Annotated in this window: 30 protein-coding genes; 9 read left to right on the top strand and 21 right to left on the bottom strand. The window is 74.5% G+C overall.

Going from position 1 to position 25,914, the window contains the following annotated elements; all coding sequences use genetic code 11:
• The first annotated feature begins 135 nt into the window (after positions 1 to 135).
• Positions 136 to 993: a hypothetical protein gene (locus tag BLW63_RS19725; RefSeq protein ID WP_091160125.1), complete on the top strand. Its 858-nt coding sequence runs from the start codon at positions 136 to 138 to the stop codon at positions 991 to 993.
• A gap of 132 nt (positions 994 to 1,125) precedes the next feature.
• Here the strand turns inward: BLW63_RS19725 and rdgB are convergent, their stop codons facing one another.
• Positions 1,126 to 1,737, bottom strand: coding sequence for an RdgB/HAM1 family non-canonical purine NTP pyrophosphatase (gene rdgB, locus BLW63_RS19720; protein WP_091160122.1), 612 nt, complete (start codon positions 1,735 to 1,737; stop codon positions 1,126 to 1,128).
• Entirely contained in the window at positions 1,734 to 2,486 is a 753-nt protein-coding gene (gene rph, locus BLW63_RS19715) for a ribonuclease PH (protein WP_091160120.1), read from the bottom strand. Before rph ends, rdgB begins: the two co-directional genes overlap by 4 nt.
• A gap of 136 nt (positions 2,487 to 2,622) precedes the next feature.
• On the opposite strand from rph, the gene BLW63_RS19710 reads away from it, so the two are divergent.
• Positions 2,623 to 3,027 (top strand): YjbQ family protein, encoded by a 405-nt coding sequence (locus tag BLW63_RS19710; protein ID WP_091160118.1) that lies wholly within the window; start codon positions 2,623 to 2,625, stop codon positions 3,025 to 3,027.
• Between the two features lie 82 nt (positions 3,028 to 3,109).
• Positions 3,110 to 3,598 carry a thioredoxin-dependent thiol peroxidase gene (bcp, locus tag BLW63_RS19705; RefSeq protein ID WP_211517192.1) on the top strand — a complete coding sequence of 163 codons (489 nt, stop codon included), beginning with the start codon at positions 3,110 to 3,112 and terminating at the stop codon, positions 3,596 to 3,598.
• 18 nt (positions 3,599 to 3,616) lie between these two features.
• Here bcp and BLW63_RS19700 read toward each other — a convergent pair whose 3' ends face one another.
• The 7 genes from BLW63_RS19700 to BLW63_RS19670 all read right to left on the bottom strand — a co-directional run bounded on the left by BLW63_RS19700 (position 3,617) and on the right by BLW63_RS19670 (position 9,414).
• Positions 3,617 to 4,855, bottom strand: a complete 1,239-nt coding sequence (locus BLW63_RS19700; RefSeq protein ID WP_091160292.1) for a low temperature requirement protein A — start codon at positions 4,853 to 4,855, stop codon at positions 3,617 to 3,619.
• 110 nt (positions 4,856 to 4,965) lie between these two features.
• Positions 4,966 to 5,451: a DUF4262 domain-containing protein gene (locus BLW63_RS19695; RefSeq protein ID WP_091160112.1), complete on the bottom strand. Its 486-nt coding sequence runs from the start codon at positions 5,449 to 5,451 to the stop codon at positions 4,966 to 4,968.
• Positions 5,452 to 5,532: 81 nt separating this feature from the next.
• Positions 5,533 to 6,489 (bottom strand): DNA polymerase domain-containing protein, encoded by a 957-nt coding sequence (locus BLW63_RS19690; protein ID WP_091160109.1) that lies wholly within the window; start codon positions 6,487 to 6,489, stop codon positions 5,533 to 5,535.
• A 161-nt stretch (positions 6,490 to 6,650) separates the two neighbouring features.
• Positions 6,651 to 7,391: an MBL fold metallo-hydrolase gene (locus BLW63_RS19685; RefSeq protein ID WP_091160106.1), complete on the bottom strand. Its 741-nt coding sequence runs from the start codon at positions 7,389 to 7,391 to the stop codon at positions 6,651 to 6,653.
• Positions 7,392 to 7,481: 90 nt separating this feature from the next.
• Positions 7,482 to 8,432, bottom strand: coding sequence for a PLP-dependent cysteine synthase family protein (locus BLW63_RS19680; RefSeq protein ID WP_091160103.1), 951 nt, complete (start codon positions 8,430 to 8,432; stop codon positions 7,482 to 7,484).
• 50 nt (positions 8,433 to 8,482) lie between these two features.
• Positions 8,483 to 8,761, bottom strand: coding sequence for a ubiquitin-like small modifier protein 1 (locus BLW63_RS19675; RefSeq protein WP_091160100.1), 279 nt, complete (start codon positions 8,759 to 8,761; stop codon positions 8,483 to 8,485).
• A gap of 179 nt (positions 8,762 to 8,940) precedes the next feature.
• Entirely contained in the window at positions 8,941 to 9,414 is a 474-nt protein-coding gene (locus tag BLW63_RS19670) for a M67 family metallopeptidase (RefSeq protein ID WP_091160097.1), read from the bottom strand.
• Positions 9,415 to 9,518: 104 nt separating this feature from the next.
• Between BLW63_RS19670 and BLW63_RS19665 the strand changes: the two genes are divergently transcribed.
• Positions 9,519 to 9,875: a hypothetical protein gene (locus BLW63_RS19665; RefSeq protein WP_091160095.1), complete on the top strand. Its 357-nt coding sequence runs from the start codon at positions 9,519 to 9,521 to the stop codon at positions 9,873 to 9,875.
• Here the strand turns inward: BLW63_RS19665 and BLW63_RS19660 are convergent.
• Both BLW63_RS19660 and clpS read right to left on the bottom strand, forming a co-directional pair.
• Positions 9,814 to 10,311 carry a DUF2017 family protein gene (locus tag BLW63_RS19660; RefSeq protein ID WP_091160091.1) on the bottom strand — a complete coding sequence of 166 codons (498 nt, stop codon included), beginning with the start codon at positions 10,309 to 10,311 and terminating at the stop codon, positions 9,814 to 9,816. The genes BLW63_RS19665 and BLW63_RS19660 overlap by 62 nt on opposite strands.
• Complete coding sequence (gene clpS, locus BLW63_RS19655) at positions 10,308 to 10,604, bottom strand: ATP-dependent Clp protease adapter ClpS (protein WP_091160089.1); 297 nt, start codon at positions 10,602 to 10,604, stop codon at positions 10,308 to 10,310. Before clpS ends, BLW63_RS19660 begins: the two co-directional genes overlap by 4 nt.
• A 63-nt stretch (positions 10,605 to 10,667) precedes the next feature.
• Here clpS and BLW63_RS19650 point away from each other — a divergent pair, with 63 nt between their 5' ends.
• Together BLW63_RS19650 and BLW63_RS19645 are read left to right on the top strand one after the other, a co-directional pair.
• Positions 10,668 to 11,951: a nicotinate phosphoribosyltransferase gene (locus BLW63_RS19650; protein WP_091160086.1), complete on the top strand. Its 1,284-nt coding sequence runs from the start codon at positions 10,668 to 10,670 to the stop codon at positions 11,949 to 11,951.
• A 10-nt stretch (positions 11,952 to 11,961) separates the two neighbouring features.
• Positions 11,962 to 12,546 carry an isochorismatase family protein gene (locus BLW63_RS19645; RefSeq protein WP_091160083.1) on the top strand — a complete coding sequence of 195 codons (585 nt, stop codon included), beginning with the start codon at positions 11,962 to 11,964 and terminating at the stop codon, positions 12,544 to 12,546.
• A 73-nt stretch (positions 12,547 to 12,619) separates the two neighbouring features.
• Here the strand turns inward: BLW63_RS19645 and serB are convergent, their stop codons facing one another.
• From serB to BLW63_RS19605, 8 genes are all read right to left on the bottom strand, one after another.
• A complete protein-coding gene (serB, locus tag BLW63_RS19640; RefSeq protein WP_244522683.1) occupies positions 12,620 to 13,888 on the bottom strand; it encodes a phosphoserine phosphatase SerB in 1,269 nt (422 codons plus the stop codon).
• A 175-nt stretch (positions 13,889 to 14,063) separates the two neighbouring features.
• The gene (gene ctaD / locus BLW63_RS19635) at positions 14,064 to 15,707 is read right to left on the bottom strand and encodes an aa3-type cytochrome oxidase subunit I (protein WP_244522682.1); all 1,644 of its coding nucleotides are present in this window, start codon (positions 15,705 to 15,707) and stop codon (positions 14,064 to 14,066) included.
• A gap of 228 nt (positions 15,708 to 15,935) precedes the next feature.
• The gene (locus BLW63_RS19630; RefSeq protein ID WP_244522681.1) at positions 15,936 to 16,799 is read right to left on the bottom strand and encodes a putative RNA methyltransferase; all 864 of its coding nucleotides are present in this window, start codon (positions 16,797 to 16,799) and stop codon (positions 15,936 to 15,938) included.
• Positions 16,796 to 18,040, bottom strand: a complete 1,245-nt coding sequence (locus BLW63_RS19625) for an MFS transporter (protein ID WP_091160075.1) — start codon at positions 18,038 to 18,040, stop codon at positions 16,796 to 16,798. Before BLW63_RS19625 ends, BLW63_RS19630 begins: the two co-directional genes overlap by 4 nt.
• Positions 18,037 to 18,540: a metallophosphoesterase family protein gene (locus BLW63_RS19620; protein ID WP_091160072.1), complete on the bottom strand. Its 504-nt coding sequence runs from the start codon at positions 18,538 to 18,540 to the stop codon at positions 18,037 to 18,039. The genes BLW63_RS19625 and BLW63_RS19620 overlap by 4 nt, the downstream gene beginning before the upstream one ends.
• Before the next feature lie 66 nt (positions 18,541 to 18,606).
• A complete protein-coding gene (locus tag BLW63_RS19615) occupies positions 18,607 to 19,563 on the bottom strand; it encodes a cytochrome c oxidase assembly protein (RefSeq protein WP_091160069.1) in 957 nt (318 codons plus the stop codon).
• A gap of 100 nt (positions 19,564 to 19,663) precedes the next feature.
• Positions 19,664 to 20,581, bottom strand: coding sequence for a cation diffusion facilitator family transporter (locus tag BLW63_RS19610; RefSeq protein ID WP_091160066.1), 918 nt, complete (start codon positions 20,579 to 20,581; stop codon positions 19,664 to 19,666).
• 172 nt (positions 20,582 to 20,753) lie between these two features.
• The gene (locus tag BLW63_RS19605) at positions 20,754 to 21,713 is read right to left on the bottom strand and encodes a M23 family metallopeptidase (RefSeq protein ID WP_091160063.1); all 960 of its coding nucleotides are present in this window, start codon (positions 21,711 to 21,713) and stop codon (positions 20,754 to 20,756) included.
• A 292-nt stretch (positions 21,714 to 22,005) separates the two neighbouring features.
• Here BLW63_RS19605 and BLW63_RS19600 point away from each other — a divergent pair, with 292 nt between their 5' ends.
• Together BLW63_RS19600 and BLW63_RS19595 are read left to right on the top strand one after the other, a co-directional pair.
• Positions 22,006 to 23,187: an alcohol dehydrogenase catalytic domain-containing protein gene (locus BLW63_RS19600; RefSeq protein ID WP_091160061.1), complete on the top strand. Its 1,182-nt coding sequence runs from the start codon at positions 22,006 to 22,008 to the stop codon at positions 23,185 to 23,187.
• A 197-nt stretch (positions 23,188 to 23,384) separates the two neighbouring features.
• On the top strand, positions 23,385 to 24,584 hold the full coding sequence (locus BLW63_RS19595; protein ID WP_091160058.1) for an MFS transporter: 1,200 nt from the start codon (positions 23,385 to 23,387) through the stop codon (positions 24,582 to 24,584).
• A gap of 17 nt (positions 24,585 to 24,601) precedes the next feature.
• On the opposite strand, the gene BLW63_RS19590 is transcribed toward BLW63_RS19595, so the two are convergent.
• Positions 24,602 to 24,973: a hypothetical protein gene (locus tag BLW63_RS19590; protein ID WP_244522680.1), complete on the bottom strand. Its 372-nt coding sequence runs from the start codon at positions 24,971 to 24,973 to the stop codon at positions 24,602 to 24,604.
• An 88-nt stretch (positions 24,974 to 25,061) separates the two neighbouring features.
• Between BLW63_RS19590 and BLW63_RS19585 the strand changes: the two genes are divergently transcribed.
• On the top strand, positions 25,062 to 25,445 hold the full coding sequence (locus BLW63_RS19585; protein WP_091160053.1) for a hypothetical protein: 384 nt from the start codon (positions 25,062 to 25,064) through the stop codon (positions 25,443 to 25,445).
• 156 nt (positions 25,446 to 25,601) lie between these two features.
• Here the strand turns inward: BLW63_RS19585 and BLW63_RS19580 are convergent, their stop codons facing one another.
• On the bottom strand, positions 25,602 to 25,796 hold the full coding sequence (locus tag BLW63_RS19580) for a three-helix bundle dimerization domain-containing protein (protein ID WP_091160050.1): 195 nt from the start codon (positions 25,794 to 25,796) through the stop codon (positions 25,602 to 25,604).
• Between the last annotated feature and the right edge of the window lie 118 nt (positions 25,797 to 25,914).

The following is a 25,914-nucleotide window of genomic DNA, read 5'->3' as shown; positions in this document are numbered from 1 at the left end:
CTCAGCGGGTTGCCGAGCATGAGCGGCCCCGGACGCGCAGCGACCCGGACCCGTAGCCTGGTGACTCAGGCCCGTCGCGCAGCGCTGCCCGGCCAGGCCGACCTCCCCTGCACCTCATCGACCCCGTCGGAGCTCATGACCTCCCCTCGCCCCGAGACGACCGACCGAACCGAACCGATCGAGGACAAGGACAAGGACAAGGCACAGGGCGCCCAGCTGAGCGCCACGCAGGTGGCCGCCGGCGCCCTGGCCGCGGTGTCCTCGGCCGTGGTGGCCTCGTTCTTCGGCCTCGCCGGCACGCTGATCGGCGCCGCGCTGGCCAGCGTGATCAGCACCGTCAGCGCCGCCCTCTACAGCAACTCCCTGGAGAAGACCAACGAGAGGCTGCGCCGCGCCCGAGGCCAGCTCACCGGCCGTCAGGCACCGGTCGAGCAGGCCACGCGGACCACGGCCGCGCCCGCCGCGACGGCGACCGCGGCGACCCCGGTGCTGCCCGCCCACCTCGACCCGCGTCGCGCCCCGGCCCGGCGCAGCCGGCCGCGGTGGACCCGGGTGGCCGTCTACGCCGCCGCCGTGTTCGTCATGGCCATGGGCGTCATCACCGGCATCGAGCTCATCGGGCAGAAGCCGGTGGCCGCCCTCGTCGGCGGCACGGAGACGTCCCAGGAGACGACGATCGGCGCGATCACCAACGCCTCGTCGTCGTCCCCCGTCGAGGAGCAGGAGGACGACCCGTCGTCGCCGTCGTCCCCCACCACGACCGCGCCGGCGACCGAGACGAGCGCGCCGGCCACCGGTACCGACGAGGAGTCGGCCTCGGAGGAGGACGAGGGGTCCGACAGCGACGGGTCCGGGTCGGCGACGCCGACGCGGACCTCGGAGGCGGAGCCCACCTCCGGCAGCGAGCCGTCGGACTCGTCCGGGGACTCCTCCGAGCAGACCTCCTCGGAGGACGACAGCTCGCCCGCGGCCGGGGCCGAGCCGACCTCCTGACGCGACGCGTCGACGCCCGCGGCCCCGGTGCTCACCGGGGCCGCGGGCGTCCGCGCGTTCAGGCCCGGACGGCGACCGTCGCGTCGAACCGGGCCTCCAGCTGCTCGGCCGCACTCCCCGCGGACCGGCTGGTCAGGACCGGCGCAGCAGCTCCGCGACCAGCGGGACCAGCGCGGCGAAGGCCTGGCCGCGGTGGCTGCGCGCGTCCTTCTCCGCCGCCGTGAGCTCGGCCGCGGTGTGCTCCAGCCCGTCGGGCAGGAACACCGGGTCGTAGCCGAAGCCGTTGGCGCCCCGCGGCTCCCGGACGACCTGGCCGCGCCACGACCGCTCGAGCACCCGCTCGGCGCCGGTCGGCGTCACGACCGCGGCCGCGCACACGAACGCACCCCCGCGACGCTCGTCGGGCACGTCGGCCAGCTGCCCGAGCAGCAGCGCGGTGTTGCCCGCGTCGTCCCCGTGCCGGCCCGACCAGCGCGCCGACAGGACGCCGGGCATCCCGTTGAGCGCGTCGACGGTCAGGCCGGAGTCGTCGGCGACCGCCGGCAGCCCGGTGTACCGGACCGCCTCCCGGGCCTTGAGCAGCGCGTTCTCCGCGAACGTCGCACCGCTCTCCGGCGCCTCCGGGTACTCCGGGACGTCGCGCAGGCCGACCACCGCGACCCCGGGGACGGCGCTCTCCAGCAGCCGCTGCAGCTCGGCGAGCTTGCCGGGGTTGCGGGTGGCCAGGAGCAGCCGGTCGCTCATCGGACGCCGGCCCGCTGCAGCGCCGCGGTCTGGATGCGGGTCAGCTCGGCGCACCCACCGACGGCCAGGTCGAGCAGCGCGTCGAGCGTGCCGCGGTCGAAGACGCCGTTCTCCGCGGTGCCCTGGACCTCGACGAAGCTGCCCTCGCCGGTGCAGACGACGTTCATGTCGGTGCCGGCGCGGACGTCCTCCTCGTAGGCCAGGTCCAGCCGCGGCTGCCCGTCGACGACGCCGACGCTCACCGCCGCGACCGACTGCACGACCGCCTTCGGCCTGGCCAGCTTCTTCCGCTCGCCGAGCCAGGAGACCGCGTCGGCGAGGGCGACGTAGGCGCCGGTGATGGCGGCGGTCCGAGTGCCGCCGTCGGCCTGCAGGACGTCGCAGTCGATGGCGACGCTGTTCTCGCCGAGCGCGCCGAGGTCGATCGCGGCCCGCAGCGAGCGGCCGATGAGCCGGCTGATCTCATGGGTGCGCCCGCCGATGCGGCCCTTGACCGACTCGCGGTCGCCGCGGGTGTGCGTCGCCCGCGGCAGCATCGCGTACTCGGCGGTGACCCAGCCCAGGCCCGAGCCCTTGCGCCAGCGCGGCACGCCCTCGGTGACGCTGGCCGCGCAGAGCACGCGGGTGCGGCCGAACTCGACGAGCACCGAGCCCTCGGCGTGGTCGAGCCAGTCGCGGGTGATCGTCACGGGACGGAGCTGGTCGGCCGCCCGGCCGTCGGGGCGTGGTCTCGCGGCTGCTGCGGTCACGTGCGCCGACAGTAGTGCGCCCCCGCGGCGCCGGTCGTGCCGCGGTGTCGACCGCGCCCGAGGGCCCGGGACCCCGGGACGGCACGCGGTCCCGGGTGCACCGGCGGGGGCCCGGCGGGGGCGGTCTAATCGCGCCATGCGATCTGAGCTGCGGACGGTCCGGACCGGAGGCGTGCCCACGGTGGTCGACCTCACCGACGAGTGCGCGGACTTCGTGCGCGCCGAGGGCGACGGCCTCCTGCACGTCTTCGTGCCGCACGCGACCGCGGGCATCGCGATCATCGAGACCGGCTCCGGCAGCGACGACGACCTGCTCAGCCAGCTCGACGTCCTCCTCCCCCGCGACGGGCGCTGGCGCCACCGGCACGGCAGCGAGGGCCACGGCCGCGACCACGTGCTGCCGGCCTTCGTGCCGCCGCACGTGAGCGTCCCGGTGCTGGAGGGGCGGGTGCAGCTGGGCACCTGGCAGCGGATCTGCCTGGTGGACACGAACACCGACAACCCGCAGCGGCACGTCCGGCTGTCGTTCCTGGCCGGCTGAGGTGGAACCCCTCCCCCACGGCGGGGGGACGGCGCGTCCACCCCCTGCACCGTGGTCGGCCGGGCGCGGCAGGATGACGGGTGTGACCGATACCGACGTCGCCCCCGTCCGCCTGGCCCCCGGTGACCCGGCGCCGGAGTTCACGCTGCCCGACGCCGATGGCAACCCGGTGTCCCTGGCCTCTCACCGCGGCCGCCGGGTGATCGTGTACTGCTACCCCGCGGCCCTGACGCCGGGCTGTACCACGCAGGCCGTCGACTTCACCGCCGCCGCCGGCGACCTGGCCGAGGCGGGCCTGGACATCATCGGCATCTCGCCCGACCCGCCCGAGAAGCTGCTGCGCTTCCGCGAGAAGGAGGAGCTGCGGATCACGCTGCTCTCCGACCCGGAGAAGCAGGTGCTGGCCGCCTACGGCGCGTTCGGCACCAAGAAGCTGTACGGCAAGGAGGTCGTCGGGGTGATCCGCTCGACCTTCGTCGTCGACGCCGAGGGCCGCATCGAGAAGGCCGCCTACAACGTCAAGGCGACCGGGCACGTGGCCAAGCTGCGCCGCGACCTCGGCCTCGGCTGATCCCGGCGCGAGCGCGCCTCACTCGTGCGCCAGCTCCGCCCGCACCCGGGCGCGGGCCTCGGCGAAGTGCACGACCTCGTAGGCCAGCATCGTCACAAGAATGCCGGCGAGCACGGCCAGGGCAGCCAGCGCCGGCAGGTGCTGCACGCCGAGCGGAGCGACCAGCAGGAGCACCGTGACCACCATCCGCGGCCGGTTGACCGAGCCGGCGTTGCGCAACCGGAACCCGAGGTGGCCGATCAGGTAGACGGCCACCCCCGCGTAGAGAGCCCAGAGGCCGGTCCCGGTCAACGGGTCGCTGAGCGCGTGGTGCTCGGTGTCGGCGACGTACTCGGCGACCTTCTTCAGGCCGAGAGCCAGGTAGATCACGCCCGCGATCATCGGGAAGTGCATGTAGGAGTAGGAGTCCCGGGCCAGCCGGACCCGGTCGTCGCCGCTGCGGCCCGCCAGCACGCGTTCGGCGAACGGTGCCACCACGTCGAAGTAGGCCCACCACAGCGCCACGCTGACGGTGAGGCCGAGCAGCGCCGCCGCGGCGATGGGCACGGTCAGCGGCAGGTCCGCGACGCCGACGCCCACGGCGATGATCGACTCGCCGAGCGCGATGATCACGATCAGGCCATGGCGCTCGGCGAAGTGGCGGGCCGAGGGCAGGCGCCACTCGGTGCCGGAGAAGTAGATGCCGGTGTAGTCGACGACGAGGGCCAGCGCCCACAGGGCCGTCTGTGGGGCTCCCCCGAGCACGGCTCCGACGATGAGGAGCACCGCCGCCGCTGCGACCGGGACCACCGCCCGTCGCAGCTGGCGCCGCAGGCCGGCGTCGCCGGCTGCGGTTACCGCGTACACCGACAGGTGCCCCAGCCGCACCACCGCCAGGCACACGGCCAGTACGACCGGAGCGCTGAGCCCTCCGCCCTCGTCACCCCAGGCCTCCGGGATGGCCAGGGCGACGAGGAAGAGCGCCGCCATCGCGACGAGGAGGGCCGCCCGGACCACGCCCTCGTCGGCGTGGGCCTGGTTGCCGAGCCAGGCGTAGCTCGACCACGCGAACCACAGCAGGGCCAGCAGGACCAGGCCGCGGAGGGCGCTGCGCCACCCGATGTCGTCGGCCATGAAGGCAGTGACCTGCGTGATGGCGAAGACGAACACCAGGTCGAAGAAGAGCTCGAGCGTGGTGACGCCGTGGGTCTCACCGGTGGGCACGACCCGGGTCCACCGGTGGGACCCACGAGGCGCGGTGCCGGGGTGTCCGGTCATGGGCAGCACCTCCCGTGCCGGGTCCGCCCCCGGCCGGTCCAGCCCCCGCGCGCGGCCATCATGTCCGGTACCGGGCGGGAGGACGACCGTGGGCGACGCCGGTGCAGCGCTCAGGCCCGCCAGGTGCCGGGACGCGGCTGGCACGCCGGCCCGCACGGGTAACCCTCCTCCCAGGGGAAGGACCCGTCCGCGTGCCGCCAGGCGAGCTGGAACGCCGGCACCGAGAACTCCGGCGGCCGCTGGTAGAAGCGGTTGGCCCCCAGCACCACCTCGCCCGGGTTGGGTGAGACCTCGACGCAGAGCCGGCCCTCCCAGTCGTCCCACCCCAGCAGCTCGCCGGGCACCAGGTCGCGGCCGGCGGCGACGTCCTCGGCCACGCGCTGCAGCACGCCGTGGGTGGTGTCGGCGCCCAGCCCGACCAGCACGAGCTCGGGATGGCCGAGCCCGAACAGGCCGATCGTGTAGCCGAAGCAGGGCTCGTCGTCCTCCTCGCCGGCGCCGACGTACTGCACCGCCCAGCGGTGCTGCCGGATCACCCGGGCGAGGTGCGCGTCCTCCTGGTCGAGCCAGGCCGTCGTCTGGGGGTCGAGGGGCATGCGCGGAGCCTGCCCGGGAGGGCAGCCCCCCTGCCGGCGCGCTGTGGACGGCGCGGCCGCTGTGGAGGGAGCCGCGGACCGTCAGTCCCCCGACTCCGCGCGCCGGGCCCGGGCGCGGCGGCGTCCCTCGTGCATGGCCTGCACGCGGGCGACCGGGATGGTGTGCCCCTCGGCGACCAGGTCGGCGGGCACCTCCTGCGGGTCGGGCAGCAGGGCGGCCCACGGGTCGCCGTCCCCCAGCCGTCCCGGCGCGGTCCGGACGGTCACGTCCCCGGGGCGCACCGAGGGCAGGTCCGCCCAGGCCACCGGCGCCGACACCGGCAGGCCGGGACGGATGCGCGGGCTGTAGGCGGCCACGATCGTCGAGGAGCCCGAGCGGGTGGAGTCGAGGAACACCCGACCGTGCCGGTCCTCGCGGATGTAGGCGGTGGTGGCCAGCTCGGGGTCGAGCGCGGCGGCACGGGCGGCCAGCGCGCGGGTCGCGGCGGCGGCGTCCTCGGGGGGCACCCCCCGCACCGGGACGACGACGTGCACGCCCTTGGACCCGCTGGTCTTCACCGCCCCGGCCAGCCCGGCGTCGCCCAGCGCGCGCCGGACGAGCTCCGCGGCCTGCACCACCACACCGAAGTCGGCCCCCTCCGGCGGGTCGAGGTCGAGCACGATGCCGGTCGGCTCGGCCTCCGCGCCCGCGACGAAGAAGGGGACGTGGAACTCGACGGCCCGCTGGTTGGCCAGCCACAGCAGCGTGCGGCGGTCGTCGCAGAGCACCTGGTGCACCTCGCGGTGCGCGCCGTATGACCAGACGGGGACGGTGCGCACCCAGTCCGGGGCACCCTTGGGGACGTTGCGCTGCATGAACGGCTCCTGGCCCGGCCGCACCCGCTTGACCGACAGCGGCCGCCCGGCCAGTTGCGGCACCAGCCGGAAGGCGTTGGCGTCCAGGTGGTCGACCAGCTCGCCCTTGGTGACCTCCAGCCCGTCGCCCAGCGGCGCGTCGAGGCTGGTCAGCCGGACGCCGTCCCGTTCGTCGTCGACCACCGGCCCACCGTGCCCGCCGGCCGCCGGCGGGGCAAGCGGAGGTGACCCGGGAGCGGCTCCGTCCCGGGCCGGCCCGGTCCCGAGCCTGGTGGGGCGCTGGAACGGCCCGGCCCAGGGCACCGCCCCGAGCTTGCGAGGGGTCGGGAGGACGGGGTCCTCTCTCAGACGTCGTAGGTCGCGCCCGGGACGACCAGCTCGGCCGCCGGGAACACCGCCCGGGCACCCGCGAGCTGCCCGGCGGGGTCGACCCACGCCGGCACGTGGGTGAGCAGTAGCCGGACGACGCCGGCCGCGGCGGCGTGCTCGCCGGCCTCTCGGCCGGTGAGGTGCAGGTCCTGCGGCAGCCCGGGGACGTCGGGGTGCGCGGCCTCGGACAGCAGGACGTCGGCGCCGCGGGCCAGCTCCACGACGGCGGCGCTGGCCCCCGTGTCGCCGGTGTAGACCAGCGACCGGCCGTCGGCGGTGAGCCGGATGGCGTAGCACTCGACCGGGTGCGCGGTGCGCACCAGCATCGCGGTGAACGGCCCCAGCTCGAGCCGCCCGGCGCCCACCGGGACGAAGTCGAAGACGTCGGTGAGCCCGTCGCCGTCCGCGTCGTACGCCAGCGCCAGCCGGCGCTCCGCCCCGACGGGGGCGAACAGCGGCACCCGCGGCTTGGTGGCCAGGCCGGAGTAGCGGTGCCAGACGACGAACGGCGCGACGTCCAGGCAGTGGTCGGCGTGCAGGTGGGAGAGGTAGACCGCGTCGACGGTGTCCGGGTCGGCCAGGGCCTGCAGCGCGCCGAAGGAGCCGTTGCCCAGGTCGAGCACCACGCGGAAGCCGTCGTGCTCCACCAGGTAGCACGACGCCGGGGACGCCGGCCCCGGTCCGCTGCCCGAGCAGCCGACCACCGTGAGCCTCACCCGACCGCTCCCTGCTGCGACGACGACGACGCAGGTGAGGCTAACCGCAGCGGCCGGGAGACCGGGCTCACGCCCGGGGCGGGACCCGGCTCAGGCCCACAGCTGGCCCTCGAGCGCGGAGGTCGCCTCCTCGAGCGTGCCCGCGTAGGCGCCGGTGGACAGGTACTTCCAGCCGCCGTCGCAGACGATGAAGACGATGTCGGCCCTGCGGCCGGCGGCGACCTCCTTGTCGGCGATGCCCAGCGCGGCGTGCAGGATCGCGCCGGTCGAGATGCCGGCGAAGATGCCCTCCTGCTCGACCAGCTGCCGGGTGCGGCGGACGGCGTCCTGCGGTCCCACGCTGAACCGGGAGTCCAGCAGCGTCGGGTCGTAGAGCTCGGGGACGAACCCCTCGTCGATGTTGCGCAGCCCGTAGACCAGCTCGCCGTAGCGCGGCTCGGCCGCGATGACCCGCACCTCGGGCTTCTTCTCGCGCAGGTAGCGGGAGACGCCCATGAGGGTGCCGGTGGTGCCCAGCCCCGCGACGAAATGGGTGATCGAGGGCAGGTCGGCCAGGATCTCCGGGCCGGTGCCGGTGTAGTGCGCCTCGGCGTTGGCCGGGTTGCCGTACTGGTAGAGCATGACCCAGTCGTCGTGCTCGGCAGCCAGTCCCTTGGCGACGGCGACGGCCTGGTTGGAGCCGCCGGCCGCAGGGGAGCTGATGATCTGCGCGCCGTACATCTCCAGCAGCTGGCGGCGCTCGATCGAGGTGTTCTCCGGCATGACACAGATCAGCCGGTAGCCGCGCTGCCGGGCCACCATCGCCAGCGAGATCCCGGTGTTCCCGCTGGTCGGCTCGAGGATGATGTCGCCCGGCTTGAGCTTCCCCTCCTTCTCCGCCGCCTCGATCATCGAGATGGCGGCCCGGTCCTTGATCGACCCGGTGGGGTTGTGGTCCTCGAGCTTGGCCCACAGCCGGACGTCGGGGGACGGCGACAGGTTCGGCAGACCCACGAGCGGGGTGCCGCCGAGCGAGTCGACGAGGGAGGCGAAGCGGGCCATGGGGAGGGCTCTTCCGGGAGACGGGCGGGGGCGCTGCGAGCGACGGGCGCTCAGCAGCCGCCGGCGACCGCCGGGAGGATGGTGACCGAGTCGCCGTCCTTGACCTGCGTGTCCAGCGCACCGGTGAAGCGGACGTCCTCGTCGTTGACGTAGACGTTCACGAAGCGGTGCAGCTTGCCATCCTCGGTGACGAGCCGGTTCTTCAGGCCGGGGTGCTTGGCGTCGAGGTCGTCGACGAGCGCGGCCAGGGTGTCCCCGTTGCCCTCGACGGTCTTGCTGCCGCCGGTGTGGGTGCGCAGGATGGTCGGGATCCGGACCTCGATGGCCATGGCGTGTGCGTTCTCCTCAGGACTCGGGTGTGCTGGTGCGCGACCACGCGCAGCGGGACGTGCGTCTGGACGGGGGAACGCCCGCCCGGCAGGGGGCATTCCGGGGGTGCCGGTCCGCGTGGCCCTCCTGCAGGGTCCCGCCGCGAGCTCGCGAGTGGCGGGGGCAGGAGGATCCTTCCTCAGTCGTAGACGACGGTCGTCGGCGAGTGACCGAACAGGTAGGACTCGACGACCTCGACGTCCTCCTCGGTGACGACGCCGTCGACGATGCGGAAGCTGCGGAACTCGACCTCCTCGCCGGCCAGGCCGGTCTGGGCCCCGTGGTGACGGGTGGAGACCAGGACGTAGTGCGCGTTCGGCTCGGAGGCGTAGCTGATGTCGGTCCGCGAGGGGTGGGCCTCGGTGGCGGTGTGCGAGTGGTAGATGACCACCGGCTCCTCGTCCCGGTCGTCCATCTCCCGGTACAGCCGCAGCAGGTCCCCGGAGTCGAACTCGTAGAACGTGGGCGACCGCGCGGCGTTGAGCATCGGGATGAAGCGCTCGGGGCGGTCGCTGCCCTCGGGGCCGGCGACGACACCACAGGCCTCGTCCGGGTGGTCCTCCCGGGCGTGGGCCACGATGGCGTCGTAGGTCGCGCGGTCGATGCGCAGCACGCCCGCCAGTCTAGGCGCCGCGCCGGCGGCCCCCCGCAGGGTCCCGCCGCGAGCCTGCGAGTGGTGGGGGGCAGGGGGTCCTTGCTCCGATACGGTGCCCGTTCGTGGTCCTCGAGCTGATCATGATCGCCGGTGTGCTGGCCGTCGCGGTGCCGGCACTGGTGCGGGGGGCGCTGGGGTTGCGCCGCCGCAGCGGGCACTACAGCAGCGACGTCACCGCCGACCGGATCTCCCTGGTGCTGCTGGTCACCGGCCGGACCCTCGTCCTGCTCCTGGTCGCGGTGCTCTCGCTCGTCGTCCTGGTCAGCGCCGTCGGGGCGATCGTGCGGGACCTGGAGATGCCCGGCCTGGTGTCGGTGTTCTTCGTGCTCGACCTGCTGCTCGCGGCGCTGGTCGCGCTCACCTTCGGCCGGCGCGACCAGCGGCGAGTGCGTCGACGAGCGAGCCCTGCAGCCCGGTGAGCCAGTAGTAGACGGCCAGCTGCTGCCCCTCCTCGCTGGCGAGGTCCTCCGGCGGCTCGGTGTCCTCCTGGATGTCGAGCCGGGTGCCCAGCGCCAGGCGCAGGTCGTTGCTGGTGCGCAGCCACGCGGTCGCCTGCTCGGGGTCGAGCCGGACGGCCCCACCGTCCGGCGGCAGGCTGGCGCGGACCGTGGCGAGGTCGTCGGCCTTGCCCGCCCGCAGCGCGGACTCGGTCAGCTCGCGGTAGTCGGCGGCGAGCTCCGGGTCGCCGCGGTGGCCCGGGGGCAGCAGCCGGGTGATCACGGGGTCGCCGGCGACGTCCTCGGACTCCGCGGTGAGCAGCTGCTCGAGCTGGTCGAGCAGCAGCGCGACGATGCGGGCCTCGGCCGGCTCGAGCCGCGCCACGATCTCGTCCCCCCGGCGGCGGAAGGGCCTCATGCGTCCCGCTGGTAGCTGGCCCACAGGCCGTAGGCGTGCAGCCGGCTGGTGTCGTGCTCCATCCGCTCACGCGGGCCCGAGCTCACGATCGCCCTGCCCTCCTCGTGCACCTGCAGCATCAGCGTGGTCGCCGTCGGCTCGTCGTAGCCGAACAGCTCCTGCAGCACGTAGGTCACGTACGTCATGAGGTTGACCGGGTCGTTCCAGACGATGGTCACCCAGGGGCGGTCGAGGTCGCCGTGCTCCTCGACGGTCTCCTCGGGCGTCCGTGTCGGCGCGACTGGTCCGGCCACGGCTCCACTCTAGAGACCTGCTCGGGCGGTGGCCCCGCCGCCGCCCGCCTAGGCTCCTCTGCCATGCCGACGGGTCCCGCCCTGCTCACCGACCGGTACGAGCTGACCATGGTCGCCGCGGCCCTGGCCGACGGCACCGCCGAGCGCGACTGCGTCTTCGAGGTCTTCGCCCGGCGGCTGCCGCACGGCCGCCGCTACGGCGTGCTCGCCGGCACCGGCCGGTTGCTCGAGGTGCTGCCCTCGTTCCGGTTCACCGACGAGGACCTCGCCGCGCTGCGCGAGCAGGGGCTCACCGACTCGCGGCTGCTGGACTGGCTGGCGGGCTTCCGCTTCAGCGGGGACGTCGACGGATACGCCGAGGGCGAGCTGTTCTTCCCTGGCTCGCCCGTGCTCACCGTCCGGGCGTCGTTCGCCGAGGGAGTGCTGCTCGAGACGCTGGTGCTCTCGGTGCTCAACCACGACAGCGCGATCGCCTCGGCAGCGGCCCGGATGGTGTCCGCGGCCTGCGAGCGCCCGTGCATCGAGATGGGTTCCCGTCGGACGCACGAGGAAGCCGCCGTCGCGGCCGCCCGCGCCGCCCACCTGGTCGGCTTCGCCGCGACCTCCAACCTCGAGGCCGGCCGCCGGTACGGCGTGCCCACGACGGGCACCAGCGCGCACGCCTTCACCCTGCTGCACGACGACGAGGCCGCCGCGTTCCGCGCGCAGGTCGCCGCCCTGGGGGTCGGCACCACGCTGCTCGTGGACACCTACGACGTCGACCAGGGCATCCGGACGGCGATCGAGGTGGCCGGCCCGGAGCTCGGCGCGATCCGGCTGGACTCGGGCGACCTGCCCACACTCGCGACGCACGCCCGCGAGCTGCTGGACTCCCTGGGCGCGACCGGCACGCGGATCATCGTCACCAGCGACCTCGACGAGTACGCGATCGCCGGACTGATGGCCGCGCCGGTCGACGGCTACGGCGTCGGGACGGCCCTGGTCACCGGCTCCGGCGCACCGACGGTGGGCATGGTCTACAAGCTGGTGGAGCGCGACGGCGTCCCGGTGGCCAAGCGGTCCCTGGGCAAGCCGTCGGTGGGCGGCCGGAAGTCCGCCGTCCGCCGGCACGACGCCTCCGGGACGGCGACCGCCGAGGTGGTGAGCAACGAGCCGGTCCTGCCCCGGGACGGCGACCGGCCGCTGGTCGTCGAGCTGGTCCGCGGCGGCGAGCTGTGCGCGCGGGCCACGCCACGGGAGGCGCTGGCCGCCGCCCGGGTACACCACGAGCGGGCCCGCGGGGCGATGCCCGCCGAGGCGTTCGCGTTGTCCCGCGGCGACTGCGCGATCGAGACCCTGACGGCCTGAGGAGGACGTGATGACCCGCGCTCTGCTGGTGGTCGACGTGCAGAACGACTTCACCGAGGGAGGGAGCCTGGCGGTCGACGGCGGCGCCGAGGTCGCCGTGAAGATCAGCGAGTACCTGCGGACGACGGCCGGCGAGTACGCGCACGTGGTCGCCACCCGCGACCACCACGTCGACCCCGGGAACCACTTCGCCGAGGACCCCGACTACGTGGACACGTGGCCGGCGCACTGCGTGGTGGGCACCGGCGGCGAGGAGCTGCACTCCCGGCTGGACCGCGGGCCCATCGAGGCGGTGTTCGACAAGGGCGAGTACGCCGCCGCCTACTCCGGCTTCGAGGGACGGATCGACGGCACCTCACTGGCCGACTGGCTGCGGGACCACGGGGTGGACACCGTCGACATCGCGGGACTGACCACGGACCACTGCGTGCAGGCAAGTGCGCTCGACGCCCTCCAGGAGGGGTTCGGGGTGCGGGTGCTGCTGAACCTGACCGCGGGGGTCACCGAGGCCACCACCGAGGCCGCCATCGACCGGTTGCGGGCCGCGGGCGTGGAGACGGTCGGGCAGGTGCACCGCCCGGTGCGCCACGGGTGACACCGTCGGCCTCCGGGCCGACGGACCGTGCCCGCGGCGTCGCCCCGCCCGCAGAGGGGACGGACAGCCCCGATCACACCGCGTCCAGCACCTCGTCGCGGGTGAAGCCGAGGACCTGCAGCACAGCGTCGAGGTAGGGCTGGTTGAGCGCGGTGTGCGCCTGCTCGCGCACGTAGGGCTTGGCGTTGAAGGCGATGCCCAGCCCGGCGGCGTTCAGCATGTCGAGGTCGTTAGCGCCGTCGCCGACGGCCACGGTCTGGTCGAGCGGGATGCCGTACTCGTCGGCGAAGCGGACGAGCGCGCGGGCCTTGCCGGCGCGGTCGACGATCTCCCCCACCAGGCCCCCGGTGAGCCTCCCGTCTGCGACCTCGAGGGTGTTGGCGGCGGCGAAGTCCAGCCCGAGCTCCTCGGCCAGCGGGTCGGTGATCTGGGTGAAGCCGCCGCTGACGATGCCGCAGCGGAAGCCGAGGCGCTTGAGGGTGCGGATCAGCGTGCGCGCGCCCGGCGTGAGGACCAGCGCCGCGCGGACCTCGTCGAGCACCTCGACCGGCAGCCCCGCGAGCGCGGCCACGCGGGCCCGCAGCGACTGGGCGAAGTCGAGCTCCCCGTTCATCGCGGCGGCGGTGATCCGGGCGACCTCGGCGGCCCGCCCGGCCCGCGCGGCCAGCTCGTCGATCACCTCGCCGCGGACCAGCGTGGAGTCGACGTCCAGCACGATCAGCCGCTTGCTGCGGCGCGCCAGGCCGACCTGCTCGACGGCGATGTCTGCGCCGGTCGTGGTGGCGACCGAGGCCAGCGCGGTGCGCAGGGCGGTGGCCTCCGCGCCGGAGACGGTGAGCTCGAAGCTGGTCACCGGGTAGTCCGACAGCCGGCGGATCGCCTCGATGTTGCCGCCGATGCCGGCGATGGCCGACGCGGCGCCGGCGACGGCCTCCGGAGGCACCGGGCGGCCGAGCAGGATGACGTGGTGCGGGCGGCCCTCCGGGGCGGCGTCCAGCCCGGTGTCGTCGGCCGACTCCACCTGGACCCGCACGCCGGTCGCCTCCGAGACCTCGACGGCCAGCCGCTCGAGCGCGGCGAGGAACCGGCCCTCCCCCACGGGCCCGCCCTCCGCCGGCAGCGCCCCGACCACCACGCCGAGCACGAGCTGCCCGTGGACGACGACCTGCTCGACGTCGACCACCTCGACCGGCGGGCGCTCCCCGCCGGCCGCGGCCAGGGCGGCGAACAGCTTCGCGGTGACCCCCGGCCGGTCGCCTCCGGAGACGGTCAGCAGCGCCCGCGGGGTGGGGACGGCGGTCGGCGACGTGCGGGGGGCGGGGTCGAGCGGCACGGCCGTCATCCTCCCGCACCGGCGGCCGGCGCCCGGCCACTGGTCCGGGGGCGACCGGGAGGCCGCGGACACGGCGACGCCCCGCCGGCCGGAACCGACGGGGCGTCAGGTGACGTGCTGGAACGGCCCCTCGCAGGGTCCCGCGCCGAGCGGAGCGAGGCGTGGGGGGCGAGGGGGCCCTTCCTCAGGTGGGGTCGGGGTCGTTCGGCCCCTGGCGGGGACCGGCGGTGCCACCGAGCTCGCTGACACCGGCGTAGGGCTCGTGCCGCTTGCCGGCGTGCGCCTCGCGCTGCAGGCGTTCGAGGAGGTGCGGGTAGTGCGCCTCGAACGCCGGCCGCTCGGAGCGGATCTTCGGGATCTCGGTGAAGTTGTGCCGCGGCGGCGGGGACGACGTCGCCCACTCCAGCGAGTTGCCGTGGCCCCAGGGGTCGTCCCGCAGCGCGAGCCGGCCGTACCGCCACGACTTCGCCACGTTGTAGAAGAACGGGATCGTCGAGGCGCCGAGGATGAAGGAGAAGATCGTCGAGACGGTGTTCAGCGTGGTGAAGCCGTCGCTGACCAGGTAGTTGGCGTAGCGGCGCGGGAATCCCTCACCGCCGAGCCAGTGCTGGACCAGGAACGTGCCGTGGAACCCGATGAAGGTCAGCCAGAAGTGCAGCTTGCCGAGGCGCTCGTCCATCATCCGGCCGCACATCTTGGGGAACCAGAAGTAGACGCCGGCGTAGGCGGCGAACACCACGGTGCCGAAGACGACGTAGTGGAAGTGGGCGACGACGAAGTAGCTGTCGTTCAGCTGCCAGTCCAGCGGCGGGCTGGCCAGCAGCACACCGGTCAGGCCACCGAGGAGGAAGGTGACCATGAAGCCGATCGCGAAGAGCATCGGCGTCTCGAAGGTCAGCTGGCCCCGCCACATGCTGCCGATCCAGTTGAAGAACTTGATGCCGGTCGGCACGGCGATCAGGTAGGTCAGAAAGGCGAAGAACGGCAGCAGGATGGCGCCGGTCGCGTACATGTGGTGCGCCCAGACGGTCAGCGAGAGCGCGCCGATGGCGATGGTCGCGAAGACCATGCCCTTGTAGCCGAACAGCGGCTTGCGGCTGAACACCGGGATGACCTCGGTGATGATGCCGAAGAACGGGAGCGCGATGATGTAGACCTCGGGGTGCCCGAAGAACCAGAACAGGTGCTGCCACAGCATCGGCCCGCCGTTCTCCTCCGAGTACACGAGTGCACCCAGCTGCCGGTCCGCCAGGAGGGCGAACAGCGCGGCGGTGAGGATCGGGAAGGCGAACAGCACCAGCAGGCTGGTGATCAGCGTGTTCCAGGTGAAGATCGGCATCCGGAACAGCGTCATGCCCGGCGCCCGGAGGCAGGCGATGGTGGTGATGAAGTTGACCGCGCCGAGGATGGTGCCCAGACCGGACACCGCCAGGCCGGCGATCCACAGGTCGGCGCCGGCGCCGGGGCTGTTGGTCACGTCGGACAGCGGCGTGTAGGCGTACCAGCCGAAGTCGGCGGCCCCGCCCGGGGTGAAGAAGCCCGACACCGCGAGGGTGGACCCGAAGAGGAACAGCCAGTAGGAGAAGGCGTTCAGCCGCGGGAAGGCGACGTCGGGCGCACCGATCTGCAGCGGCATGATCAGGTTGCCGAACGCGAAGAACAGCGGCGTCGCGAAGAACAGCAGCATCACCGTGCCGTGCATGGTGACCAGCTGGTTGTACTGCTCCGGCGACAAGAACTGCAGCCCCGGCCGGGCCAGCTCCCCGCGCATCAGCATCGCCATCAGCCCGCCGATGACGAACCAGACGAAGGAGGTGGCCGTGTACATCAGGCCGATGGTCTTGTGGTCGGTGGTCCGCAGCAGGTTCGAGAGCCGCGAGCCCTTCTCCGCCTCGGAACCGGGCTCGGCCGGCTCACGATCGGCGCCGGTGCGATCGTCACGGCCGCAGCTTAGACGGTTCCCGCGACGGGTCTCCTGCCGAGCCGGGGGCGCGCCGGTCCAGACGGCGCCGGCGCCCCGGGACAGTTGCCGAATCGTGACCTGGCGGACCTCCGGTCAGCCGGCCGGCATCCAGGTCGTGACGTCGACCGACACGGTGACCGGAGTCCGCTCGGGCAGCCCGGCCACCGCCGCCGCCAGCTCCCCGGGGCCCAGGTGGCGGGCGTGGGGACCCATGCCCACCAGGGTCGTGACCGCCGTCCGGTCCAGCTCGAGCCGCTCGCGGTGCCCGGTCGCGGCGACCCGGCGCAGGTGCGGCTCGAGGGTGGCCGACAGCCGGCGGGCCTTGTCGGGGTCGACCCGCAGCAGCCCCAGCGGGCCGACGAGCTCGGTGAGGTGGTCGGCGGCCGGGGTGACGACGACCAGCCGTCCGCCCGGCCGCAGCACCCGCGCGGTCTCCGGGCCGTTGCGCGGAGCGAAGACGACCAGCACCCGGTCGACGGCGGCGTCGCGCACCGGCAGCCGGGCCCAGGCGTCCCCCACCACCGCCAGCGCCCGCGGGTGGGCACCGGCCGCGCGGCGGGCGGCGTACCGCGAGGAGTCCAGGACCACCCCGACCGTGCCGGGCAGCCGGTCGAGGACGCCGGCCAGGTGCTGCCCGGTGCCGCCGCCGAGGTCGAGCAGGCTGCCGGGCGGGCCGTCGTCCCCCGCGACGACGGCGTCGGCCAGCGCCCGCGTCACGCCGGCGTAGTGGCCGGCGGCGAGGAAGGCGACCCGGTCGGCGACCATCGCCGCGGAGTCGCCGGACGGCGCTACGTGCCCGGGCGGCAGCAGCGTGACGTGTCCCTGCCGGGCCCGGTCGAAGGAGTGCCCGGCAGGACAGACCAGCCCGGCGTCGTCCGGTGCGACCAGCGGCGCCGCGCAGACCGGGCAGGCGAGCAGCTCGACCGCCCCCGCCGGCCACGGACGACGCGGGCTCACCGGCTCGGGGCGGGGTCGGCGGCCCGGGGCGCGCCGCGGGAGGATGCCTCGACCGCGCGGCCCGGCACGACACCGACCGCCAGGGCCGCCGCCACGGCGCCCGCCGCGAACGCCGCCGGGTAGCCGGGCCCGCGCTCGACGAGCAGCGCGGCCAGCGGCACGGTCAGGGTGGCGGAGAGGTTCTGCACGGTGTTGTGCGCGCCCAGCGCCCGCCCGGCCCAGGCGCTGCCGGCCTGCTCGGCGACCGAGGTGAAGGCGATCCCGTTCGGGCTGACCGTGACGATCGCGGACAGCACGACGGCCGCGGCGACGGCGGCCGGGGCGAGCACGTCCGGGGTGAGGACGGCGACGACGGCCAGTGCCCCGACGACCGCGGCGACCGCTCCGGCGACCAGCCGCAGGGGACCCACCCGGCTGCCCGCGCGGTCCGACCAGGCGCCCGCACCGAGCCGCGCGGCCGCCCCGCCGAGCTGGGTGACCGCGAGCAGCGCGCCCGCCCCGGTGGTCGACCAGCCGGCCTGGCGCACGAGGAAGTCGAAGCTGAAGGCCGCGACCACGAACTGCGGGACGACGAGCAGCGTGCTGGCCGCGTGCACCCGCCACAGCACCGGCGAGCGGTAGGGCGAGCCGGGCCGCGGCGCACCCGGGAGCCGCCCGGGCCGCGCGGGGTCGCGCACCAGCGCCCCGACGAGGACGGCCGTGACCGCACAGCCGGCGGCGAGCGCGGCGAACGCGGTCCCCGGGCCGTCCTCGGCCAGCCATGGCAGCGCGAAGGCGGCCACCCCGACGCCGATCGGCTGGCCCGCCTGGCGGACGCCCATGGCCAGGCCCCGCTGCGAGGCAGGGAACCAGCCGAGCACCAGCCGTCCGCTGGCCGCGTGCACCGAGGCGCTGCCGGCACCGGCCACCAGCAGCCACAGCCCCGTGGCTCCCGTGCTGTCGGCGAGGGCGGCGCCGGTCATGGCGGCCGCGGCGACGCCGAGCCCCGCGCCGAGCACCACCCGCTCGCCGTACCGGTCGGCCGCCGCGCCCCAGGCGAGCAGGCTGAGCACGAGGCCGGCCGTGGGCGCGCTGACCAACAGGCCGATCGCGGCGAGGGAGAGCCCCTCCTCGCGCAGGGCCGCGGTGAGGAAGGGCAGCCCGTTCTGGACGGCGCACGCCGCGACCAGCCCGACGAGGCTGACGCCGAGGTGGCGCCAGCGCGCCGTGCCTCCCGTGCTGCCGCCGGTGGCCGCCGTCACCTCACGACCGGGTGGAAGGTCACGTCGTGCAGCCCGCCGTCGTCGGCCACCGCGGTGACGAAGGTGCCGTGCGGCTGCCGGCGCCGGTCGGTGGGCGAGCCGGGATTGACCAGCCGCAGGCCGGTGCCGGCGGTGGTGTCCCAGGGGATGTGGCTGTGCCCGAACACGAGCAGGTCGGTGTCCGGGAAGCGGGCGGCGCAGCGGGCCTCGCGGCCCTTCCTGTCGCCGGTCTCGTGGACGACGGCCAGGCGGATGCCGCCGACCTCGACGCGGGCCACCTCGGGCAGCCGCTCGCGCAGCGGGCCGTGGTCGTTGTTGCCGTGGACGGCGACCAACCGGCGGGCGCGCTCCTCGAAGCGGTCCAGCAGCGCGACGTCCACCCAGTCGCCGGCGTGCACGACGACGTCCGCGGCGTCGATGGCCGCCCACAGCGCGGGAGGGAGGTCACGCGCCCGCTTCGGGACGTGCGTGTCCGCGGTGAACACGAGGGATACCGGCACGACGACATCGTCGTCCTCCGGCCGACACGGCGGCCACCGGCTGCCCGTCGTTGGGAACCGGGTGGCTCAACCCCGCTCGGCGAGGGCCCGGAGGCGTTCGTTGTAGGCGGCGAGCTCGGCGTCCCCGGTGCGCTCGGCGACCCGCTCGGCCCGGCGGTCCCTGCGCTGCTCCGAGCCCATCCAGGCGAACAGCACCAGCGCGATGACGAAGACCGTCGGGATCTCGCCGAAGGACCAGGCGATGCTCCCGGCGGTCTTCTGGTCCGCCAGCGGGTCGATCCCCCAGCCGGCCGGCGGGTTTTCGAACGTCTCCACGACCAGCGAGCCGGCCATGAGGATCGCGACCCCGAAGAAGGCGTGGAACGGCATCGGGATGAGCAGCTCGAGCATCCGGGCGCCGTGGCCCGCCGTCCTGGGCCAGGGGTCCTGGGCCAGGATCGGCCCGAGGAACAGCAGCCCGGTCACGGTGAAGTGGGCCAGCATGAACTGGTGGCCGACCGGGTTGGCCATCAGCGCGTCGAACAGCGGCGTGAAGTAGACGGCGTAGAGGCTGGCCAGGAACAGCGGCAGCGTGAACGCCGGGTGCGACAGCACGCGGGCCACCCGGCTGTGCAGCGCGTCGAGCAGCAGCGCCCGGGGGACGCCGGCCAGCCGCTTGCCGCGCGGCAGGGTCCGCAGCGCGAGGGTCACCGGGGCGCCGAGCAGCAGCAGGATCGGCGCCACCATCGACAGCACCATGTGCTGGGCCATGTGCAGGCTGAACAGCACCATGCTGTAGCCGTTGAACCAGGTGCCGGTCACCGCGAACAGCGCACCGCAGCCGGCCACCCAGGACGCCGTCCGCCACCACGGCCAGGGCACACCCGTGCGGCGCAGCACCACGACGGCGACCAGGTAGCCGACGATCCCGACCAGGCTCAGCACCGCCAACCACGACCAGCCGTCCAGGTGCGGCAGGAACATCCGCCCCCAGGTCGGCGGCTCCGCGGGCACCCACATGCCCGGGTGATGACCGTGGTCCACCGCTGCCTCCTGCCCCGCCGTGCCGCCTGGTGACGGACTGGAACGGCCCCTCTACAGGGTCCCACCGCGAGCTCGCGAGTGGTGGGGGGCAGAGGGGTCCTTACTCGTGGACCGGCGCCTCGTGGCCGGCGTGCGTCTCGGCCTCCAGCTGGAAGGTGCAGTGCGGGACGTCGAAGTGGTCGCCCAAGCAGGCGCACAGCGCGTCGAGCACCCGCCCGCCGTGGCCGTCGGCCAGCGCCGCGTCGCTGACGACGACGTGCGCCGAGAGCACCGGCAGGCCGGAGGTGATCGTCCAGGCGTGCAGGTCGTGGACGCCGACGACGCCCTCCACCCCGAGGACGTGCGCCCGCACCTCGTCGAGGTCCACGCCGCGCGGCGCCGCCTCGAGCAGCACGTCGACCGCCTCGCGCAGCAGCGACCACGCCCGCGGCAGCACCAGCGCGGCGATCAGCAGGGAGGCCACGGTGTCGGCCGGCGTCCAGCCGGTGGTGGCCACGACGACGGCTGCGGCGAGGACGGCGATCGAGCCCAGCGCGTCGCCGAGCACCTCGAGGTGGGCGCCGCGGACGGCGAGCGACGTCGAGCGGCCGGAGTGCAGCAGCGCCAGCCCGGCGACGTTGACGGCCAGGCCCACGGCGGCGACGGCGAGCACCACGCCGGAGTCGATCTCGGGCGGGTCCCCGATCCGGCGGACCGCCTCCACGACGACGTACCCGGCGACGGCGACCAGCAGCAGGCCGTTGGCGACGGCGGCGAGAATCTCCGCGCGCTGCCAGCCGAAGGTCCGTCGTCCGCGGGCGGGGCGCTGGGCCAGGGAGACCGCGCCGAGCGCCAGGCCGATGCCCAGCGCGTCGGTGGCCATGTGCCCGGCGTCGGCGAGCAGCGCCAGCGATCCCGAGACCACCGCGCCGGCGACCTCCGCGGCCGCCACCGCGACGGTGAGCCCGAGGACGACGGCCAGCCGGCGGCGGTGCGCGGCCGACGCGGTCGTCGCGGGGGCACCGTGGTCGTGGCCCATCAACCCTCCCCCGCCGTGGTGTCCCGCACGGCCCGAGTCTCCCGCACGGCCCTGGGAACGGACTGGAACGGCTCCCGGCAGGCGGAAGGACCCCGTCCCCCTCACCGCTCGCACGCTCGCGGCGAGCCTCTGGACGGGGCCGTGCACGTGGCGGGGGGCACGGTGTCCTCCTTCAGAGCTGGACGCCGCGCTCCCGCAGGTAGGGCACCGGGTCGACCTTCTGGCCGCCGAGCCCACCGAGGCGCACCTCGAAGTGCAGGTGCGGGCCGGTGGACTGACCCCGGTTGCCGAGCAGCGCGATGGTGTCGCCGGCCCGGACCACCTGGCCGGCCGACACGAGGACCTCGTCCATGTGGCCGTAGACGGTGACGTCGCCGTTCTCGTGCTGGACGTACACGACGAGGCCGTAGCCGCTGGCCGGGCCGGCCTCCAGGACGACGCCGTCCATCGCGGCCTTCTCGGGCGTGCGCATCGGAGCGGCGAGGTCGATGCCGGCGTGCACGGTGCCCCACCGGGAGCCGAAACCGCTCGTCAGCCGGGCGCCGTCGACCGGCAGCACCGCGTCGGGGCGGGCGGCCTCCGCGATCGCCTCGGCGGCGAGCCGGTCGGCGTCGGCCTGCACCTGGGCGGCGGCGGCCTGCTCGGCCTCCCGCGCGGCGCGGCTCGCGGTCAGCTCACCGAGCCGGGCGGCGGCGTCGTCCTCGGGGGGCGCGGCCTGCGCCCGCCCGTCGAGCCCGAGCTCCGTGGCGATTGAGACCGTGGAGCTCTCGACGACGTCGGTCTGCTGGGCCAGGGCGCGGTCGCCGACGGCGAACAGCCCCAGCCCGCCGGCCCCGACGAGCGCCGCGGCGAGGTAGACGGCCGGCCGGCGCGCCGGTGCCGGGATTCCCCGGGTGCGGAAGCGGCGCCGCCGTCCCCCCGTGGTGACCGGGACCGGGTGGACCTCCTCGAGGCCGGCGCGGGCGGCGGCCTCGGCCTGTCCGGTGAGGTCGGCGAGGTCGGTGACCGCGGTGAGCCGCTGCTCTTCGGTGGCGGTGTCCGGCGTGAGCGCGTCCCCCGTGCGCTGCGTCCGGACGGTGTGCGGGGCCGTCTCGTTGTCGTCGACGGGACGGTCGTGGTGGAGCTGGCTCATACACCTGACTTTCGGAGGGGGACGTGGTCGTCGTGCTGCGTCCGGGGAAGCGGACGGGAGCCATGTAAACACATCGTGACCAAACTGTGATCTGAGAGAGTGGGAATACGAGCACGGTGAGTGGTCGGGCTCACCGAATGCCACGGCGGTCGTTCGACACAGGGTTCAGCCCAACTGGCACACGGTGAGGAACACGCCATGCGAGGTTCGAGACAGGGGCGATGGACATCACGTCGGGGCAGAAGGCCCTTGCCCGAGCCACGTCGACGACCCCCTGAGGAGCCTGACCCCCATGCGCGCAGTGACCTGGCACGGCCGAGCCGACGTCCGGGTGGACACCGTCCCGGACCCGACGATCCAGGACCCCACCGACGTCGTCGTCGAGATCACCTCGAGCGGCATCTGCGGGTCCGACCTGCACCTCATCGAGGTCATGGCGCCGTTCATGACGGTCGGCGACGTGATGGGGCACGAGCCGATGGGCGTCGTCCGCGAGGTCGGCCGGGACGTCACCGCGGTCAAACCCGGCGACCGGGTCGTCGTCCCCTTCAACATCTCCTGCGGCACCTGCTGGATGTGCTCCCAGGGCCTGCAGTCCCAGTGCGAGACGACGCAGAACCGCGAGCAGGGCTTCGGCGCCTCGCTGTTCGGCTACACGAAGCTCTACGGCCAGGTCCCCGGCGGCCAGGCGGAGTACCTGCGGGTGCCCTTCGGCAACACGCTGCCGATCACGGTCCCCGAGGGGCTGCCCGACGACCGGTTCGTGTACCTCTCCGACGTGCTGCCGACCGCCTGGCAGGCGGTCCAGTACGCGGCCACCCCGCCCGGGGGCACCCTGCTGGTGCTGGGCCTGGGGCCGATCGGCGACATGTGCACCCGCATCGCCCACCACCTGGGCATCGAGCGCGTGTACGCCTCCGACGTCGTCCCGGAGCGGATCGCCCGGGCCACCGCCCGCGGCACCGACGTCATCCGCTCGACCGACCAGGACGAGGTGGTGGGTGCCATCCGCGACGCCACCGACGGCCGCGGCCCCGACGCGGTCATCGACGCCGTCGGCATGGAGGCGCACGGCTCCCCGCTGGCGAGCATCGCCCAGAAGGCCTCGGCCCTCATCCCCGACGCGATCATGGCGCCGGTCATGAAGGTCGCCGGCGTCGACCGGATGGCCGCGCTGAACACGGCCATCGAGGCAGTCCGGCGCGGCGGGACGATCTCGCTGTCCGGGGTCTACGGCGGGGCGACCGACCCGATGCCGCTCTCGCGGATGTTCGACAAGCAGATCCAGCTGCGCATGGGCCAGGCCAACGTGTGGCGCTGGGTGCCCGACATCCTGCCGATCCTCACAGAGGGCGACCCGCTGGGCGTCGACGACTTCGCCACCCACCACGTGCCGCTCGAGCAGGCGCCGCAGGCGTACGCGGACTTCCGCGAGAAGAAGGACGGCGCGGTCAAGGTCCTGCTCAAGCCCTGACCGCGGGCGCGTCGGCCGACCGGCCCCTGGCGCGTGCCCCGGTCACACGCCGGTCCCGGCGGCCGGCGTGTGACCGGTCGCACCCCGCTTCGTCGGAGCGCGGGACCTAGGACCCTGGCAGGGTCGGGGGGGAGCCCTTCCGGCAGGACGACGCAGTCCGAGCCCCACCCGGAACCGCATCGTCCTGGAGCCGCCCCGTGCCCCGCGCCCTGCTCGCCCTCGCCATCGGCGCCTTCGGCATCGGCACCACCGAGTTCGTCGTGATGGGCATGCTGCCCGAGGTCGCGGCGGGCCTCGGCGTCTCCGTGCCGTCGGTGGGCCTGCTGATCTCCGCCTACGCCGTCGGCGTCGTCGTGGGGGCACCCACGCTGACCGCCCTGGGGGTGCGTTTCCCGCCCCGCCGGACCCTGGTGGGCCTCATGGTGCTGTTCGTCGTCGGCAACGCGCTGTCGGCGCTGGCGCCCACCTACGAGACGCTGGCCGCCGCGCGGGTGCTCACCGCCCTGGCGCACGGCTCCTTCTTCGGCGTCGGCGCGGTCGCCGCCCGGCGGCTGGTCGCGCCCGAACGGGCCACCAGCGCGATCTCGCTGATGATGGTGGGACTGACCCTGGCCAACGTCGTCGGCGTCCCGCTGGGAACCTTCGTCGCCCAGCAGACCAGCTGGCGGCTCGCCCTCGGCGCCATCGCCGTCATCGGCCTGGTCACCATCGCCGGGCTGCTGGCCTGGATGCCGGCGCGGCTGACCGAGCCCGGCGACCTGCGCACCGAGCTCGCCGCGTTCCGCCGCGGCCAGGTGTGGCTGGTGCTGGGCCTGACGATGGTCGGCTTCTCCGCGCTGTTCGCCGTCTACAGCTACGTCAGCCCGATCCTCACCGAGCTCGGCGGCCTCCCCACGGGGTGGGTGACGCCGGTGCTGGCGCTGTTCGGCGTCGGCACCACCGTGGGCACGCTGGTCGGCGGCCGGCTCGGCGACCGGTACGGCTTCTCCTTCGTCACCGTCGGCCTGGTCGCCACCGCCGTCGTACTGGCCGCCTTCGCCCTCGTGGCCCGCACCCCGGTCGCCGCGGTCGTGCTGCTCGTGCTGTTCGGCACGCTGGCCTTCGCGCTGGGCCCGGTGGTGCAGAACGGCGTCATCGAGGCCGCACGGGTACCCGGCGGCAGCCTGGTCTCGGCGGCCAACCAGGGAGCGTTCAACGTGGCCAACGCGCTCGGCGCCGCGCTGGGCGCGGCGGTGCTGTCGGCGGGACTGGGCTACACCGCGCCGATCTGGGTGGGCGCGGTCCTGGCGCTGGTGGGGTCGGGCATCGCGGTCGTGGCGCGCGCGGCCGACCGACGCGGGCGGGTGCCCGCGGCCGGTCCGGACGCCGTCCCCGTGGAGTGCCGCGTCGCCGCCTGACTGCCCACGGCGGCAGCTCAGTCGACGCCGTCGCCGGCCAGGGCCCGAGCGGCCGCGGCGTCGTCCGCGTCGAACCCGATGGACCCGACGGTGCCCCGCCGGGCCACCTGGTCGTCGATCCAGCGGCGGTGCGCCTCCCACGCCGACTGGCGGGTGGTGCCCAGGGACCGGCCGATCTCCGCCCACGAGGCCCCGGCTCCCCGCGCCGTCCGGACGGTCAACTGACGCCCCTGACCGGCCTTGCGGGCGATCACCTCGCCCAGGGCCAGCAGCTCCAGCGCCTCGGACCGGTCGAGCGGGCGGGGACCGTCCGCGTCGTCGGGGTCGGCCAGCGAGTCCCGGCCCCGCAGCTCGTCGAAGCGCCGGACGGCGGTGGCGAGCGTGTGCACGCGATCGAGGGTGTCGAGGTCCATGACCCAGCGTCCGTCAGGCTGACCTGACTGTCAAGACAACCTGACGCTCGAGGTCCCGGCGCAGGTGGGCGATTACCAGGTCAGCGTCGACGCGGTCCAGCTCGACGGCAACGCCGCCGTGGCCGCCGCCAACGAGTTCAACGAGGCCCCGACCGGGCAGCACGTGATCGCCCAGCTGACCGTCACCTACACCGGGGCCGAGGAGGGCACGCCGGGCTGGGACCTGTCCGCCGTCTTCCACGGCACGGACGCCCGCCAGTACAGCGACGCGGACTGCATGACCGCGCTCGCCGACGACGCGATGGAGGCGCCGACCCTCAACCCGGGTGGCTCGGACACCTTCCAGTTCTGCATGGACGTCCCGCCGTCGGCGATCCCCGGCGGCCAGCTCTCCGTCGAGCCGACGATGAGCTTCGAGGACGAGCGGGTCTACTACGCCGTGCAGTGACCCCCGCACGCCGACGCCGGCCGGATACCCGTCGACGGAAGTCCGGCCGGCGTCGTCTCGTCGGCTCCCGCGGCTGCCAGCCGACGGGGTCCCAAGTCGGCCCCCTGAAGGGGCACGACGCGAGCTCGCGAGCGGCGGGGGGCAGAGGGTCCTCTGTCAGGCGACGGACAGCAGCCGCTCCCGGGCCAGCCGCTCCACCAGCTCGGGCAGCGCCGTGGCGGGCACCCCGCTGAGGTCCTGACGGCAGGTGCGGACCACGGTGCCGATGACCTGGGGGCGCAGCCGCGCCTGGAACTCGTCGGCGAGTCGGGCCACGGCCTGCTCGACGGCGGGGTCTTCGGTCAGCGTCATGCGGGGGCGCCTCCGTGCGCGTGGGGTCGGGTCCGGCCGGGCGCCTCGGCGCCGGCGTCCTACGGTGACCGCTGCCGGCCACGCACACCAGGGACCAAGGTCACGCATGCAACCGGGG

This window comes from Geodermatophilus africanus (assembly GCF_900107105.1).
GTDB lineage: Bacteria > Actinomycetota > Actinomycetes > Mycobacteriales > Geodermatophilaceae > Geodermatophilus > Geodermatophilus africanus.
This window is presented reverse-complemented; position numbering and strand designations above follow the sequence as displayed.